The 17,011-nt window shown below is 61.9% G+C and carries 7 protein-coding genes and 1 pseudogene; 3 read left to right on the top strand and 5 right to left on the bottom strand.

Going from position 1 to position 17,011, the window contains the following annotated elements:
* Positions 1 to 80 precede the first annotated feature (80 nt).
* Both G7067_RS04905 and G7067_RS04900 read left to right on the top strand, forming a co-directional pair.
* A pseudogene (locus tag G7067_RS04905) lies at positions 81 to 1,147 on the top strand (FecCD family ABC transporter permease).
* Entirely contained in the window at positions 1,144 to 1,962 is an 819-nt protein-coding gene (locus tag G7067_RS04900; RefSeq protein WP_166322414.1) for a heme ABC transporter ATP-binding protein, read from the top strand. The pseudogene G7067_RS04905 and the gene G7067_RS04900 overlap by 4 nt, the downstream one beginning before the upstream one ends.
* 40 nt (positions 1,963 to 2,002) lie before the next feature.
* Here the strand turns inward: G7067_RS04900 and G7067_RS04895 are convergent, their stop codons facing one another.
* The 3 genes from G7067_RS04895 to G7067_RS04885 all read right to left on the bottom strand — a co-directional run bounded on the left by G7067_RS04895 (position 2,003) and on the right by G7067_RS04885 (position 8,222).
* Complete coding sequence (locus G7067_RS04895) at positions 2,003 to 3,271, bottom strand: RNA polymerase sigma factor (RefSeq protein WP_166322412.1); 1,269 nt, start codon at positions 3,269 to 3,271, stop codon at positions 2,003 to 2,005.
* Between the two features lie 203 nt (positions 3,272 to 3,474).
* A complete protein-coding gene (locus G7067_RS04890; protein WP_166322410.1) occupies positions 3,475 to 6,315 on the bottom strand; it encodes an Ig-like domain-containing protein in 2,841 nt (946 codons plus the stop codon).
* The gene (locus G7067_RS04885) at positions 6,198 to 8,222 is read right to left on the bottom strand and encodes a hypothetical protein (protein ID WP_166322408.1); all 2,025 of its coding nucleotides are present in this window, start codon (positions 8,220 to 8,222) and stop codon (positions 6,198 to 6,200) included. The genes G7067_RS04890 and G7067_RS04885 overlap by 118 nt, the downstream gene beginning before the upstream one ends.
* Positions 8,223 to 9,317: 1,095 nt before the next feature.
* On the opposite strand from G7067_RS04885, the gene G7067_RS04880 reads away from it, so the two are divergent.
* Positions 9,318 to 10,913 (top strand): HNH endonuclease, encoded by a 1,596-nt coding sequence (locus tag G7067_RS04880; RefSeq protein ID WP_166322406.1) that lies wholly within the window; start codon positions 9,318 to 9,320, stop codon positions 10,911 to 10,913.
* Between the two features lie 482 nt (positions 10,914 to 11,395).
* Here the strand turns inward: G7067_RS04880 and G7067_RS04875 are convergent, their stop codons facing one another.
* On the bottom strand, positions 11,396 to 12,346 hold the full coding sequence (locus G7067_RS04875) for an HtaA domain-containing protein (RefSeq protein WP_244301269.1): 951 nt from the start codon (positions 12,344 to 12,346) through the stop codon (positions 11,396 to 11,398).
* Positions 12,347 to 12,357: 11 nt separating this feature from the next.
* The gene (locus G7067_RS04870) at positions 12,358 to 16,998 is read right to left on the bottom strand and encodes an HtaA domain-containing protein (RefSeq protein WP_166322404.1); all 4,641 of its coding nucleotides are present in this window, start codon (positions 16,996 to 16,998) and stop codon (positions 12,358 to 12,360) included.
* Between the last annotated feature and the right edge of the window lie 13 nt (positions 16,999 to 17,011).

The raw sequence follows: 17,011 nt of genomic DNA, 5'->3' as shown, positions 1-17,011 counted from the left end.
ATTGCTGGACGAACGCTTGCCTCTGTGGGGCGACCCATCTCCGTCCGTCTCGCGGCATAGAAAGCAGTCGTCTTACGCGCATGAAACCATCCCCCTCGGCCACCAGCTCACGCCGCACGGCCACGAAGACAGTACTCTTTGTGGCGCTCGCGGTTGCGTTGCTGGCGTCCCTTCTTGTGTCCGCGGGGACGGGGCAGCTCGGGATCCCGCCGCAGGAGGTGCTGGGGTCGCTGCTGCACCGGATCGGGCTCGACTGGCTGCCGCTGCCCTCGCACCCGGCAGGCGATCAGACGCTGTGGGCGATTCGTTTTCCGCGTGTTGCAATGGCCGCGCTGGTGGGGCGGGCCTTGCGGTTGCGGGTCTCATCATGCAGGCCATTTTCGGCAACCCGCTCGCTGAACCTGGCGTGATCGGTATTTCCTCCGGCGCCGCGGTCGGGGCTGGGCTCGCCATCGTCTTCGGTCTCACCGTGTTTGGCGAGTGGACGACGGCGGTCTTCGCGTTTATCGCGGGCCTCGCCGCGACCCTTGTGGTGTACGGCATGAGCCGGGCCGAGGGAAAAACCGAGGTCGTGACGCTGGTGCTCACCGGTATCGCCGTGAACGCGATCGCCGGAGCCGCCATCGCGCTCCTCACCTTCCTCGGCGATACTCAGTCGCGCGAGCAGATCGTGTTCTGGCAGCTCGGCAGCCTCGCGGGCAGCCGCTGGTCACAGGTGATGATTGTCGCTCCCGTGATCGCGATCGGCCTCTGTGTTGCATACTTCGCAGCGCGCAGGCTCGACTTGCTCGCGCTCGGGGAGCGCAACGCAAGGCATCTGGGCGTAAACGTCGAATTGCTCAGGATCGGCATGATCTTTATCGTGGCGCTCCTCACGGGCGCTGCGGTCGCGTTTGCCGGCATCATCGCGTTCGTCGGTCTTGTGATCCCGCACCTGATGCGGATGATTCTGGGTCCGGCGCATCTTCCCCTCGTCACGGCTTCTGCGCTCGGCGGGGCGCTGCTGCTGACCCTCGCGGATCTTGGCGCGCGCACGATCGTGCCGATGGCTGACATGCCGATTGGCATGCTCACCGCTCTTGTGGGTGGGCCGTTCTTCTTCTGGCTGCTGCGTCGCACCCGCAAGCGTTCCGGGGGGTGGGGATGATGGCGGCCCGTCACATCGCACTTCCGAGCCTGCCCACGCCCGGCGATACAGTCTGCGCGGCCGACACGGTCACGCTGTCACGGAGCGGGCGCAGGATCCTCGATTCTGTTTCGCTCGAGCTGAAGGCCGGCGAGGTCCTGGCGCTCCTCGGCCCCAACGGAGCTGGGAAATCTACCCTTCTGAGTCTCCTCTCCGGCGATGTCGCCCCCGACTCCGGTGTTGTCACCTTTGGCGACCGCAAGATTTCGGAATGGTCGCTCTTGGATCTTTCTCGGCGCCGCAGCGTGCTGTTGCAAGACAATCAGCTGCTCTTCCCATTTACGGTGCACCAGGTTGTTGAGATGGGGCGAGCACCGTGGCGGCGCACCGCAGCGGAAGATGCTGACAACGAGGCGATCTCCGAAGCCATCGAGACCGCCGACATTGCGCACCTCGGCAATCGGCGGGTGCCCTCGCTCTCGGGCGGCGAACGCGCACGGGTGGCGTTTGCGCGTGTCATGGCGGGGCGCACCGGCGTGCTGATGCTTGACGAGCCGACGGCGGCCTTGGATCTTGGGCACCAGGAGTCGGTGCTGACGCTCGCGCGGGATCGTGCCAGGGCCGGAGACGCCGTACTGATCGTGCTGCACGACTTGAACCTGGCGTCGGCGTATGCGGATCGCATTGCACTGCTGCGGGAGGGTGCAATTTTGGCATGTGACACGCCTGAGAACGTACTCACGGCCGAGATCGTCAGCGATGTCTACCGCACGCCCGTCGAGATCGTGCCGCACCCGGTGACGGGCGCCGGCATCGTGCTCCCCCTCCGCAAGTAACTCGCGACCGCAGGCACCACCGCCGGTGGGGCGCAGCGCCTCACTTCGGGATCGTGAACGTCCGCGTCTCCCGTTCCTCCCCGGAGCTGAGCTCGACCCGCAGCGCACCCGAGCGCGAAATCACGGTGACCTGCGAGCTAGTGATGTCAAAGGGTGCCACGATCTGATCTCCATCGAGCCAGGCCTGCATCCGGCACTCCTGCCCGCCGGTGGAGCTGGTGGTGAGGGTGGCCCGCCCGGCACGGGCGGAGTTGAGCGTGAATTCGACCCGGCAGGCCCCGCCCGCGGCGTTGCCAGTGTCGCGGATCTCGATCACCTCGGACTCAGATCCGTCTCCCTGCGCGGCCTGCACCGCAAACGGTGTGGCGATCGCGAGAACGATGAGCGCGACGATCCCCGCAGCGACGAATGGTGAGCTGGTGAGGAGCGCAACGAGGGCGGCGGAGCGGGTCGCGGTGCCGAGGCCGGGTAGGGCGACGCTGCCGGCAACTCCCGCGATTGCGAGCGACAGCGACTTCTTGTCGAAGCGTTTGGCGAGAAACTCGAGTTCGCCGGCATTCTCTTTGCAGCGCTGGCAGTGCGCCATGTGGCGCCGCAGCTTGCGGAGTTTGGTGGGCGGGATGTCATCGAGGGCGAGGTTTGCGAGTTCACTGGCGTAGCTTTGGCATTCCGGGTCACCGCCACTGCTTCGTTCTTTCGCGATCTCTGTGAGGTATCCCTTGCGGAGTCCGTCTTTGGCGCGATGATAGGTGACGGCGACGGTGTTGAGGCTGAGCCCCATGAGTTCCGCGATTTCGGCGTTGCTGCGATCTTCGACGGCCTTGTAGAAGAGCACGGAACGCGAGCGCTCGGGCAAGCTTTTGTAGGCCGCTACGACTTCACCGTCGGTGTCGAGATCGATTTCTTCGTATTGCTTCTGGTTGTGGCTGGTGTTTTCGGCGAGGATCGGGTCAAACTGTTCGAAGTCTGAAATGGTGACGTTCTTGGCGCGGGATCGATACCAGTCGAGGGCAATGCTGCGGATCGCGGCGCGGAGGTAGTAGCGGAAGCTGTCGGTGGGGCCTTTGCCGCGCCGCATGAGGTCGAACACGCGGGTGAAGGCTTCTGCAACGAAGTCTTCAGCGGTGTCGTGGTCGGGCGCCGCTGCGCGCGCCGCGACGAGAGCATCTTCGCGGTAGGTCGTGTAGAGCCGTTCGTCTGATCCGCTGACGTTGTTTCGGAAGTCAGCGATGAGCTGGGCGTCGTTGTGTCCGAGCACGCCAGTTTTGACGCGCTTTTCCCCCATGTTATTTCCTGTCGAGGTTGTCATGCCAAGATCCTCTTACTTGCTTCAGCTTAACCCGCATTGCTCCGCCGGTTGAGTGCCACGCTCCGCCGGCCCGCCGGTTGAGCTGGGCTTGGTTTCGACTCGCTTCGCTCGCTCAACCGGCGAACCCAGCAACGCACAGAACCCCGCGGTGGCCGTTGGGGGAACAACGAACACCGCGGGGTGGCTTATCTGTGCGAGGCTATCTACGCCTCTTCAACTTCGCGGCGCTTGCGGCGCAGGATCAGGATCCCGGCTCCAAGCCCGAGCAGCACGGCCGCGATGGCGGCGCTCAGCCCGATCGTGCCACCGGTGACAGAGAGGCCACCAATGTTGAGGCCGCTCTTTCCGCCGTCGACAACCGCGTTCCCGTCACCGTCACCGGTGTCGGTCGGGGGTGCCGGCAGCACGGTGATCGTGGTGTTCACGACCACGGACTGACCGAGATCATCCACCACGGTCGTCGCGAACGACACGGTACCCACGAACCCGGGCTCTGGCGTGTAGACCAGCATCCCGTTCTCGCCCAGGCTCACGACGCCGCTTGTCGGCTGCGTGAAGCTCGCATCAGTGAGGGGCTGCAGCGCGGTTCCCTTCACGGCACCGAGAATGTCGACCGACACACTCTGCGTACCGTACTCGACGGTCTGCTCGATATCACCCTTGGCAACCGGTGCGGCCTGGACCGTTACCGTATACGTGACCGTGGTCTCCTGATCAAGATCATCAATATACGTGACATCGAAGGTATACGTGCCCGGATCAGCAGTACCCGCTTCGAACACCACCTCACCCGTGGCCTGATCAACCGTCACCGTGCCACCCGCAGGCGATATCGCGGATGCCGTCGCTGACTTCAGGTTCGCCACATCATCAATGATCGGGGTAAACGTGGCCGTACCACCCTCACCAATCGTCATCGACGACTTCACATCAATCATGAGCTCGCCCTGCACCGTCACCGAATACGCGGCAGTTGCGAACTGGCCCACCGCATCCGTATACGTCACGGTGAACGAGTAGGTGCCAGCAGACGCAGACCCTGCGAACTCAATGTCACCATTCGCATCAATCGACGCCATGTCCGCGTTCGTGCCACCCATCACACCCGCAGACGCAAGCCCGGCAGGAGTGACATTCTTCGGGAAGGTGTGTGTCACACCCAGCCCCACGGTCGCAGAGTTCCCGGTCGCGGTCGGTTTCGCCAACACGATCGCCGTGTATTCCTGCGTCGTCACCTGCCCGACGTTATCCGTATACGACACCGTGAAGGTGTAGGTGCCAGGTGTTGCTTCCGTCCCGCCAGCAGCGTTGAACGTCACCACGCCCGTGGTCTGATTCACCGTCACCTCCCCCTTTCCGGGGGCGGTGGTCACCGTGGCGGACTTCAAGCCACTATCGGTCGTCAGGGTCGGCGTATACGTCGCGGTCGCTTTCTCACCGATCGTCTGTGACGCATCCTCAGCCGCAATAGTCACCGTGATCGGCTTGTACACCGTCACCTCAACCGTCGCGGTCTTCTTCACACCGAGCACGTTCGTCCACGAATACGTGAAGGAATCCACAAACGATGCCTGGTCCGCATACTCGGCAGGCCAGGTAGCAGGGGCGGTGTACTGGATCTTTGACAGACCCGACGTAGCAAGCTGTACCTGAGCGGTACCGTGTGTGGGCTGCGACTCCACCGCAATGGTGTTCGCTGCCGTAGTCCCGGCCATCGCGATACTGCCCGCGGTCACCGGATACGCGAGTGTGTCACCCGCGGCCACATCAATCAACACCGGGGTTGAGGCCGTCATGCCTGCTGCGGCGGTCTTATCGACCAGGATCGGGTCAGCAACCTCTTCCTGATACAACACATCCGTCGCAGGACTCTGATATGTCTGCCCGGGCTCGGTCACGATGGAACCGGCGAGCTTCTTCCAACCCGTCGGGGTCTTGAGCCGCACCTGGTAGGTGTCTGCCCCCACGAGCGGGAACTGGTACGTGCCATCAGCGGCGATATCGGTCGTCGTGACCACCGTGCCGTCAGGAGCCACGAGTTCAAGACCGGCCGTGGTTGCAGGCCAGGTGCTGTCACCGGCAGACACTGAACCGTCGAAGTTCAGGTCACGGTACACCTTGCCGCTGATGTTCACTGCGGACGACTTGAGCGGGCTCGACGCACCAGCAACGATCTTCGTCGGCGAACCAGACTCGGGGATCAACCACGTCGACACATTGTTCGTCACGTTGCCGTCAAGCGCGAGCGACGGAGCCGACACCTTCACCGTTGCCGTACCCGACTGGCCGATCGGAACGCCACCCTGCACCGTGAACCTGAGTGCGGTCACCGTCTTCAGATCCGCGGGAGCGGTCGCAGACCAAGAAATCCCGGTCGCACCGTTCTCGTTGCCCGACACCAGCGCACCCTTCACCGAAGTCGAAGGATCAGTCGTGTACTCGATCTTCACGTTATTCGTGGCCGGGGCAGCCATCGACGCCGCAACGGACGTCAACGACAGCTTCGAACCGTTAAACCCGGTGGATCCGCGACCGTCACCATCAAAGGGCAGCATGTCTACAAACTGGACCTCGGAATAGTTCTGTGTCGACGCGTTCGCGAAGGAAATCGTGTACGTCATCTCCTCACCCGGACCGACGAAGCCTGGGGGCGCGGTCGACGCGAGCTTCTGCGACTTAAACACCGCCGCACCATTCACCACGAGCGGCGGGAGGTAGGTCTTGTCCTGAGCCAACGCCGTCGGATTTGAGGTAATACCTGCATAGTTCAGGATCGAACCGTCAGACGGGGAATCGATCACGACCGTCGCAGGCGCAGTCAGCGGGGTCGGCGTATCAAGCGACACCTTCACCGGAACCTGGATCGCATTCAAGAACGTCGCATGACCCTCGTACGGTGCAGGGCCAGCGTCTCCGCCTGCGGCGTTCAGGTCACCGAGGGTGTACACGATCGTGGCGGGGGTGCCCGTGGCACAGTTCGCACCCGGAACACCGGGGTGAGCTGCGCATTTGAAGGCAGCACGTCGGCGACGGGCTCGAGGCACGCGTTCGGCATCGTCACGGTCACCTTCGTGCCCGCAGCCACCGTATTCGCGTTCCCGACCGGGCCGATCACGACGGGCGTGATCTTCAAGTTCACAATGTCACCACGCTGCGCGTTCCCCGCAGCATACGTCTCACCCTCAACCTTCTGCCACGCAACATCGGCACGCACAAGAGCATCAGAGGCTTGGATATTGCCGCCAGCGCCTGACAAACCTGTTCCGCTGTAGTTTGACTTCACAGTCGGAGTTCCGGTCGAGCCGTACTGCCAGAACCAGGGGAGGCGCGTTCCTGTGGGAAGGCCCGCTGAAGAAAGGGTGCGCTGCAGTGGTGTGACGAGTCCGATCGTGGTGTTTGGGGCAAGCGGTTTCAGATACTTCACCCTCACACTGGTTACCGATGCGATTCCACCAGCAAGTTCAGACGGGTCGGTGACCCATGTAATCGAGGGGTCGGAGAAGGATTCCCTCGCCCGACGGTCTGCATCATCCGCGAACACGTAGTTCGTGTATTCGAGTGTGTAATCAGCCTGGTCGACTTCGGTGCCCGTCCCTGGATTATAAAAGGCAGCACCGCCGGAAGTGTTGGCAATTCGCAGATGCGGTGCCCCCGTCAACTGAAGCAGAGCAGGATCCCAGGTCATGGACCCAGACGCGTTGGAAGCAGATGACTCGGCACTGCCCCCATTGGTGATACCAGCCGCAGCAAGAAAGGCCTGCCCCGGAACAGCAGCCTTATTCAACCTGCCTTGAGGTTCAACCATTCCGTAGTAATCGCCAAACATGAAAGTAGAAAGACTTGCCCACGCAGCATTACTGGTGGCCCCCAGCGCTTCTCCTGCAGACCGCGTAACCGCCCATCGGTTGCAGTTCAACTGGCTGCCTACGGCGGGGCTTTGGCACGCTGCTCCGGGCTCTTGACCGGGCGCGTACTCTGTTCCGAAGTTTGACTGACCCGACAAGGAATTGGGGTCAAAATCTTTCACATGCATCGGGAGTTGCACCGTTTCGCCCGGGTTAATGTTTCCGGCGACATAAGGAACAAACACGTTGATGCTATATCTGTTGTTTCCGGCCATGGTGGCCGGCATTCCCGAAAGCGTAGTCGCGTTAAGTAGGCTCGTGTTCGCGCCCGTAACCGTGTAAGTGATCGAGGTTCCTGCACCTCCCGGCTGAGATGCGGTAATGGTTCCGCCTCCGGCCCCAACCGACTGACTGTAGGGAACTGCCCCTGTGGGCACGTCAACAGTGAACGTGAACGGTGTCTGCAGTGCCTCATACCCGAAGAAACTCGGGTTAGCCGGATCCTTCGTCACACCCAAATGGACGCCCTGTGGCAGTTTCACACCAAGCACACCATTGAAATCCACGCCCATTGTGGGCGTATCCCCGTACACCGCGATCTCGGTCTTCGGTGTTGCCGAGACCTTCACCGGAGCCGAGGTTTCGCTCAGTCCGTCAACGTCGACCTTGAGGGCGATGTCGGTGCCGTTGGCGACCGCGCCGACACGCGCCGACACGTTGAGGGAGGCGGTGCCGCCACCCATCACACGATCACACTTCAACACGTTACCTGCAGCGTTGATGCTGCCGCCCGTCGGGCCGTTACAACTCGTGCCCGCGGCAGACGACGCATCAAACACCATACCCGCGGGCAGCGTCATCGTGTAGACCGCGGTGCCGGCAGCTTCCGCACCGACAACGCTCCACTTGACCGTGTCTTGCGCGCGCACGATCCCGTTGTTCGCGCCAGAGTCGTGACCCGGCGCATCGTCGGCATCAAACGGTTCTGTGCCATCGCTGGTCACGGTCACGCTCAACCCGGTGACCGAAGTACCGGCCATGGCTGGTGCGGCGACCGCGAGCAGCGATCCGCCACCCACCAGCGTTGCGGTAGCTGCAAGAGCCACCCCCCTTTTCACGACACGAGCAAACGACGAGCGCTGCTCGGTCCGTCCTGCTCTGTGGCGCGCTAATAGCTCTTGTATTCGCATCTCTGCCCTCGTGTATCTGTTGATGTCAAGTTTCTTGACATCAAGTGGCGTTCTGATTCGGCCTCTGATCTGCACTTTCCGTTTCTACGGAGTTTCTACAGCCAGAAGGCACCACAACCAAGACGAATTTCCTGTACGAAATTTACACAATCCGAAAAGTTTTTTTGAAAACTTCATAAATCTCCCCCCAGAGAGCCAATGCGTTGGTCATCGCTAAGCCTACGCGTTACCGCAAGCCCTTTCTTCACGCCTCGTGGATGGGACGCGTAACCGATCCAGCCTCCCCCGACGTCAACGCCATACGGACACGTTCACCCAAACTTCAGTACAACGTGGCGAGTTTTGCGTGCCCTCACGTCAGCTCTTGCGCAACTCCAAACCCCCGCCTTGCGTAATCCGCCGCCCAGCCTCACGCGGGTTTCGACTCGCTCCGCGCCGGCGCAGTGCCCCGCGGGTTTCGACTCATCGCTGCGCTCATCGCTCAACCGGCGAGACCGCCACCCCTCCGCCGATTGAGTGCAACTGCAGGCGCAGTCGAAATCAAGATCCCCTGCTTTCTTTCAGCACGGTGCCTCCTGCGCTCACTGGGCCCGGCATTGGGGTGGCACCCCAATAACTGTGAGACGCAAGCTGGGCAGAGCGGTCTGGCCCTGCAGTAGCGGGCAGCGGCGCGGCCCACCGCCGATTGAGTGAACGCAGTGAGTCGAAATCACCCAGGCCCCGGGATTTCGATACTTCGACAAGCTCAGTACGGCGCTCGCTGCACTCACCCGACGAGGCCGCCACCCCAACCGTCATCCTGCGCTCCGAAGGAGTCGCAGGATCCTCGCGTCAACACACCCCCTCTTGTGGATAACCCACGCTCTCCACAGATGCACACCCCGCGGTCCGCGGCAAACACGATCCCCCACAACATTCCGTCTCGTTCTTTGTTCAAGAATCTTCCTCAGATCGGCCCGTTTCTGCGGTTTTCCGGCCATGAATGTCGGAGGTCCCGTGTTGAATGAAACCATGTTCACCACCACATCCACCCCGCCAGGCGCAGCGCCCCATACCGGCGCTGCTGCCGGTGCTGCTGCCGGTGCTGCCGGTGCTGCCGCGCTGGTGGACGCGGTCACCACGATCGACCCCTACGACGCACTCTCCGCCACCACCGACCTCCTCGTCTCTCTCCGCTCCAGCATCCACGCCCTCCACGCCCTCGAAGCGACCGTGCTCGCGGCCGGACACCAGATCGCGAACCGGATCGCAGACGCAGACGGCGGGCAGGATCACGGCGAGTTCGCACACCGCGCCGTCGCCGCGGAACTCGGCCTCGCCGTCCACGAATCAGACCGCGCCATGACCATCAAGATCAACCACGCCGTCACCCTCGTCACGGACTACCCAAACACACACGATGCGCTCCTTACCGGGCGCATCTCTCACCCCCACGCCCGGACCATCATCGACTGCGGCACCAACATCACCAACCCCACCCAACGCAGCAGCTATGAAACCATCGCGTTAGACATCGCGGAACGAGAAACCATCGGCAGGCTCCGCCCCCTACTGCGTGAACTCGCGGAACAATACACCGAGAAACCCATCGATGAACGACACCGGGACGCGAACGAGCTCCGCTGCGTGTATGTCCAAGAACTCGACGACGGCATGTCGCAACTCACCGCGATCCTTTCCACCCCCATCGCGGTCGGTATCAAGGACCGTCTCAACCAGATGGCGAAACGCGTGAAACTCACCGAGTACGCGAACCGGCGCGACACCCAACAACACGCCGCGCAGCAACACGCCGCGCAGCAAAGCAACGCACACCCCCACACCAACACCGGAACTGATCCTGATGCTGGGGCTGGGGCTGGTACTGGTACTGGTACTGACGCTGAAGCTGAAGCTGAAGCTGAATTGCTGCCGGTGCGGGGGCTAGACCATATCCGTGCAGACCTCTTCACCGACATGCTGCTGTGCGCAGACCCCAGCGAGATCGCCGCGAGCGGCGAGACCGGACTCGGCGCGATCCGGGCACGAGTCCAGGTCATCACCCCACGCTCACGCCTCACCCCACGCTCACGCCTCACCCCAAACCACTCCGGCACGGGGAACACTCCGGACGCGCACACCACGCAGGACCCCCGTCCCGCTCCCGCATCCCTCGCAGGGCACGGCCCGATCGATACCGACACCGCAAGGTTCCTCGCCAGCACCGCCCCCACCTGGGACGACGTCACCATCGACCCCGACACAGGGCGGGTGATCAAAGTCGACACGTACCGGCCCTCAGCAGAACTCCGAAGATTCTTGAGAGCCAGAGACCAGCACTGTCGCTACCCCGGCTGCCGCACCCCACTCGACCTGTGTGACATCGACCACACGATTGATGCTGCACTCGGCGGGGAAACCTCAAACACCAATACGGCTCATCTCTGTCGCAGACACCACACCTTTAAGCACGGCAGCAGATGGACCGTGACGCAAGATCCCGACGGCACCCTGAACTGGGCGAGCCCAACCGGCCGCGACTACCGTGAACCCCCACCCAGCACCGTCAGATTCCAACACTACGGGACGCAAGAAACAGGGAACGCAGACCACAGCCACCCCTTCTAAACAGTCGATACGCTGTGCCGACAGCGCTCATGTCGTGATGATACATGTCGAGATACACCTGGCTGACGGAGTCCAAGTCTTCGGGCACTACGCCAGTCTTGGCCTCAGCCTGGGATATCTCTTCAACAACTTCGAGCACCCCTGTGAGACCGTCGGTGACCGCCGCGAAGAGCTCCGACACCTCCGGGTTGGTGATCCGGCCAGGTCCCGCCGCAATTGCGTCGTCCCCCGCTTGCTTCAGTATGCGCTGCTTGTCGCCCCGCAGGCCTCTTCTCGTCTGGTTGCCCCATCACACCATTCTGACGCACCCTGGGAGAGATACGAGGACAAGGTCCCTCGTTTTCTACATGGATCGTCCCTCCGATGCTTGCGCCGGGTGGGCTTTTCTTTACTCATCACCATTCGAGAGCCCCGAGAAGGTTGGCCTATAGGTCAAAACCCCCGGCGCTCTGCGTGATTGGGCGTCACGCATCCGCCATCACTCAGTCGGTGGACGTTGGAGTCTCCACGACCGGCTCCGTCGCCGGGCGCTTACGGCCCGCAAACAGCATTCCAGCGGTCACACCGATGACCAGGATCGCGACGCCACCGATAATAATCGGCAACCACGGCACCTGCTGCGGATCGGCAGCCACGAGCTCGCCTTGAGGCTCGGTGTCGACCGGCATCGGCGCATCCGGGACGACCTCGCCAAGCTCACATCCGGTGACGGTCGCCGTCAGGGAGATCGGATCCATTTCTGCGCCAGAGGCATAGTCGCCATAGCCGCCATTGAATGCGGCCGCGCCCTCAGCCGTGAGCCGCACCGTCGCATCAGTGAGGGTCAGCTTGTCATCCTGAGCCTGCAGGCTCGGCCCCATCTCGATCTTTGCGGCGCGCAATTGTGTGCTGACGGGAGCGCCCTCAAGCGCGGTGTCCGTCGCCCCAAAGTCGAGAAGCAGATAGGCCGTCTCGGTATCCACAAACTCGATCGTCGGGTTTGCGAGGTCCATACGCAGCGCACCGCCATGACCGGTGAAATGAACGCCCCCCACAAAGCTCAGGGTGCTCGCGGCAAGATCCGGCGAAATCTCTCCGGAATCTTTCACCCACTTGAAGTGGGGGGTCTCGTAGGCTGCACCATTGTCGACCGTCCACTCACCGTTAGCGATGCTGCCACTAATGTACGAGCGAAAGCTCTCCTTCACACCCCAGCTCAGATCTGCGCTCGTGACCTGGCACACCGATCCTGAACCTTCAGCAACCAGCGGCGACGCCTCTGCAGCGGGTGCCGACTGGAAGACTGGCGCGCCGAGCGAGCCAAGCACCCCCAAGCCGATCGCGCAGGCAAGACCCAGGCTTCGGCCACGCACGGCGCGGGATCCTGCACGCTTCGGCGATTCCGGTGCGGAAGGTGCATGCATCTCGTTCGTCTCCTGAAAAATGGCGGGCATTCGGGTCAGGATCAAGACATTCCGAACATCTGAAGATCCTTCATACCGCTGCGACGTTGCGCGACGAGCACGCCCACCATCGCCGCAGCGATCACGAGCAGCACACCCGCGCCCACCCACCATACCCAAACAGGGGCACCGGTTTCTGAGATGCCCGCTGTCTGCGCCGCGGCGACGTCGAGCTTCGGTGCAGACGCGGCGGAATCCCGCTTCTGCTTGTCAGCCTCGGCCTTCTTCGGATCGAGCACCGTGAAAGTGGCGCCCGCATCGATGCTGCCCTGCAGGGTGATCGTGTGCTCGCCGAGCTCCACGTCTTCCGGCAGGGTGCCGATCCAGCGCACCACACCCGCAGCATTGGCACCAGCAGCGTCATCAAGCACGCGAGGCTCGGAGTACATCACCACGAGCACATCGCGTTCGTTCGCTTTGAAACCAGCGGCCTCAAACTCGATCTCACCGCCGGGCACAATGTCTTCTGCCGGGGTGATGACCCGAATGCCTGTTGTGGTGGGAGCGGTGGCCGCGGCCGTGCGCTTGGTGCTGGGCGCACTCACCGTGGTGGATCCGTAGCGCACTCCACTTACCGCGCCAACGGTGAAGCTGACGGGATCAGCGGCGAATTCTCCGCCACCGCCGCCGCCTGCACCGCTGACCATGCCGGAAACCGGCACCCCGCTCCAGGTCACTTCACCATTCGAGCCGACGGACTTCGATCCCGCGGCAAGGTTCAGGCCGAATGTCCGGCCTCCGGCTGTCAGAGTTCCGCTCGAAGCATCGTTCACCGTGATGACCGGGTTCGCGAAGCTCTCGACCATCGCCCCCTTGTGTCCGGTGAAGGTCACGACGCCCGAATACTGTACCGAGCCGGTCTGCGTGCTCGCGTTCCAGGATCCGCCCGCCGCCTGCGGGAAGACGTAGCCGCCGCGGCCGCCGCCCACACCGTTGGTAGAAATGGATCCCTTCGCGGGCCGGTTCGGGTTGGTGGTGTATTCGGCAAACCCGGACGACACACCCCAGGTCAGCGACCCGGCCAACTGCGCACCCGTGCCCGGCGTGATCGGGGCAGGCGGGGCCGGCGGGACTGGCGGTTTCGGAGGTGCCGGCGGCACGACTGGAGGCTTCACGTCAGCTGCGGCGCCGATCGTGAATGTCGCGGCGTCCATGTTGTCATTCACAGATAGATACTCCTGGAAGAACGTTTCTGCACCCACCTGAGTGAGCTTTACAGGCGCACCCGAGAACTGCACCGCGCCACCCTGCAATTGGCTTCTTTGTGCCTTTGAGAGGTCAATAGTGGCGATTGCGAGCCGTTCTCCTCCCTGGTCTGCATGAAGCACCGCAGTTCGCGAGTCCTTGACTTCGATGAGCGGGTTCGCGAGGTTCAAGTTCAGCGCTCCACCGTGCCCCTTGAAGTTGATGTTGCCCGCGAACTGTACCGTACCGGTTTGAGTTTTCGAGTCCCAGGTACCGCCCTTGATCTGCGGGAAGCGGAAGAGGTCAGTTCCCGTTGCAGGACTCGTTACGGTAATGGAACCGTTCGCGATCGACCCTCGCACGTAGTCACGGAAATCTTTGCGCACTCCCCATTCGAAGCTACCGTCAAGCGTTTCCACCTTTGGAGGGAACACCGCGTCCCAAATCTCCTCGGTTACCGAGAAGGGCAGCGTCAACACGTTGTGATCCACGCCCGGACCGGTACTGCCCTGCCAAACAAGCACCTCGTACTGTTTGGTGCGATCTAGCTGACTAGCAGAGGCCCTAACCTCCTGAACGAAGACGCCGTTCGAGGGCACAGAAGCAACAGTCTGGGCTCCAATGACGGAAGCGTTCGTCGCCGTGGCTGAGGTACCAGCGGGAATCAGGCCGATATGCAGTCGGCCGTTATACCGAGCAGGATCAAACCCACGCAAGCTCGCCGCGACACTCAGCACTCCCTCTTCAGCACGGGAGACTGCAGCTGAGCCAGCAGGTACAAAGTCCACGCCGAAAATCTTGTCCCACTGTTCAGCAGTGATGTCTACATCAGCACGGGCCACGATCCGGTCGGGAGAAGCAATACCGTGGGCACGCCAGACCAGCACCTCATACTCAAGATTCCGATTCAGTTTCGCAGCGGTGCCGTTCAGGACCACAGTCGCTTTGCCCTCCGTGATCGAGGATCGATTCACGAATTGAGCAACAACCCCCATATTTACCCCGTCGAGGTCTGCTTCGGTGCCGCGCTCGATGAGGGCGATATACACGCCAGAGTCGGACGGCTCCAGAGTAATTCCAGAAGCCACTGCGGTCACGGAGATTCCGTCTGAACCTACATGTGAGATCCCTGGCTGGACTTTTGCGCCCGCGGGCGGGAACACCTTCGCCCACTGATCAGTCGTCACGTCAAACGGGATCACCTTCACAATATTTGCCTCGACCGGATTCGAACGGCGAGGCCACACCACAACCTCATACTCCTTCGAAGCATCAAGACTCGCCGCCGGAATCGGCACACTCGCACCAAACTCACCCGACTCAGGAATCGTCTTCACTGACTGTGTCTCACCCAAGAAATCATTCTGGGTAGCCCCCACCGACGTACCCCGCAACACAACCCCAACATGCACACCATTCGGGTACGCCGCCGGATCCACACCCTTGATCTCAGCCGACACCGTCAACCCTGTCTCGGAAGCCTCAGTCACGACAGCAGAACCCGTCACCCCGACAGGGAACACCTTCGCCCACTGATCAGTCGTCACGTCAAACGGGATCACCTTCACAATATTTGCCTCGACCGGATTCGAACGGCGAGGCCACACCACAACCTCATACTCCTTCGAAGCATCAAGACTCGCCGCCGGAATCGGCACACTCGCACCAAACTCACCCGACTCAGGAATCGTCTTCACTGACTGTGTCTCACCCAAGAAATCATTCTGGGTAGCCCCCACCGACGTACCCCGCAACACAACCCCAACATGCACACCATTCGGGTACGCCGCCGGATCCACACCCTTGATCTCAGCCGACACCGTCAACCCTGTCTCGGAAGCCTCAGTCACGACAGCAGAACCCGTCACCCCGACAGGGAACACCTTCGCCCACTGATCAGTCGTCACGTCAAACGGGATCACCTTCACAATATTTGCCTCGACCGGATTCGAACGGCGAGGCCACACCACAACCTCATACTCCTTCGAAGCATCAAGACTCGCCGCCGGAATCGGCACACTCGCACCAAACTCACCCGACTCAGGAATCGTCTTCACTGACTGTGTCTCACCCAAGAAATCATTCTGGGTAGCCCCCACCGACGTACCCCGCAACACAACCCCAACATGCACACCATTCGGGTACGCCGCCGGATCCACACCCTTGATCTCAGCCGACACCGTCAACCCTGTCTCGGAAGCCTCAGTCACGACAGCAGAACCCGTCACCCCGACAGGGAACACCTTCGCCCACTGATCAGTCGTCACGTCAAACGGGATCACCTTCACAATATTTGCCTCGACCGGATTCGAACGGCGAGGCCACACCACAACCTCATACTCCTTCGAAGCATCAAGACTCGCCGCCGGAATCGGCACACTCGCACCAAACTCACCCGACTCAGGAATCGTCTTCACTGACTGTGTCTCACCCAAGAAATCATTCTGGGTAGCCCCCACCGACGTACCCCGCAACACAACCCCAACATGCACACCATTCGGGTACGCCGCCGGATCCACACCCTTGATCTCAGCCGACACCGTCAACCCTGTCTCGGAAGCCTCAGTCACGACAGCAGAACCCGTCACCCCCTGCTCAACTTCGGGAACAGTGACCTCCGTTGGCACAGAGGTCGACGGAGTAAAGGCTGTTTGGTCTTCAGGGGTGAACATCGCCGTGATCGAATGAGAACCCGGTGAGAGTGTCGAGACAGTCAAAGACGCAACTCCATCGACAACCGGTACACTTCCAAGCTGCTCAGTCGCAGTCGCGAAGGCCACGTTGCCCGCAGCCACAGGCGTAACCTGCGCGTTCAAGGTGAAGCTCGCGCCTCCGTCAGTTGTTGACACGCTCAGCGTTGTTGACGTTTCGATTGCGACCGGCTGAGGGAACACACTGTTCCATTGCTCGGCCGAGATCGGTACTGGCACCTGCGACACGATGACACTCGGCTCGGGGTTTCCATGGGCGTACCAGACCAGAGCCTCATAACTCTGGTTGGGATCGAGTAGCGCAGCGGGGATCGTGTAACTCAGGCTCCCCGAACCACCCGACAATGCGACTGCCGGGAGGAAAGATCCGTCTCCAATCGTCGCTAGGGTGCCTGCCGGAACAAGCGCAGCGTAGACCCCAGCTTTGCCAGCCGGAATCGCTACGCCCGAAAGATCGACCTTCACAGTGATCCCGCTGGTCGATGCTTCCACCACCGACGCAGAAACCACGGCAGCCTGCGCCTGCTCAATCGCGGGATCCGCGGGCAGCTCTTCCGCATACGCAGCGCCGCCACCGAGAATTGCACCCCCGCGACAAGTGCTGAGACAAGTAGTGCAGAAATGGTCCCGCGAATGCTTCGAGGTGCAGACATGCGTGGCGTGCTCCTTGTGGTCAGTGTGGACCCCAAGAGCGTTCAATATGTCGGCACCACGGGGCACATCTGTCAGAGATTTGTAGCGCCTCACCGAGGCGCACCCT

The organism is Leucobacter insecticola, assembly GCF_011382965.1.
GTDB lineage: Bacteria > Actinomycetota > Actinomycetes > Actinomycetales > Microbacteriaceae > Leucobacter > Leucobacter insecticola.
This window is presented reverse-complemented; position numbering and strand designations above follow the sequence as displayed.

Coding starts and splice junctions, on each gene's coding strand:
- G7067_RS04880 (WP_166322406.1), top strand. CDS start 9,318: ATGTTCACCACCACATCCACCCCGCCAGGCGCAGCGCCCCATACCGGC.
- G7067_RS04900 (WP_166322414.1), top strand. CDS start 1,144: ATGATGGCGGCCCGTCACATCGCACTTCCGAGCCTGCCCACGCCCGGC.
- G7067_RS04895 (WP_166322412.1), bottom strand. CDS start 3,271: ATGACAACCTCGACAGGAAATAACATGGGGGAAAAGCGCGTCAAAACT.
- G7067_RS04875 (WP_244301269.1), bottom strand. CDS start 12,346: ATGCCCGCCATTTTTCAGGAGACGAACGAGATGCATGCACCTTCCGCA.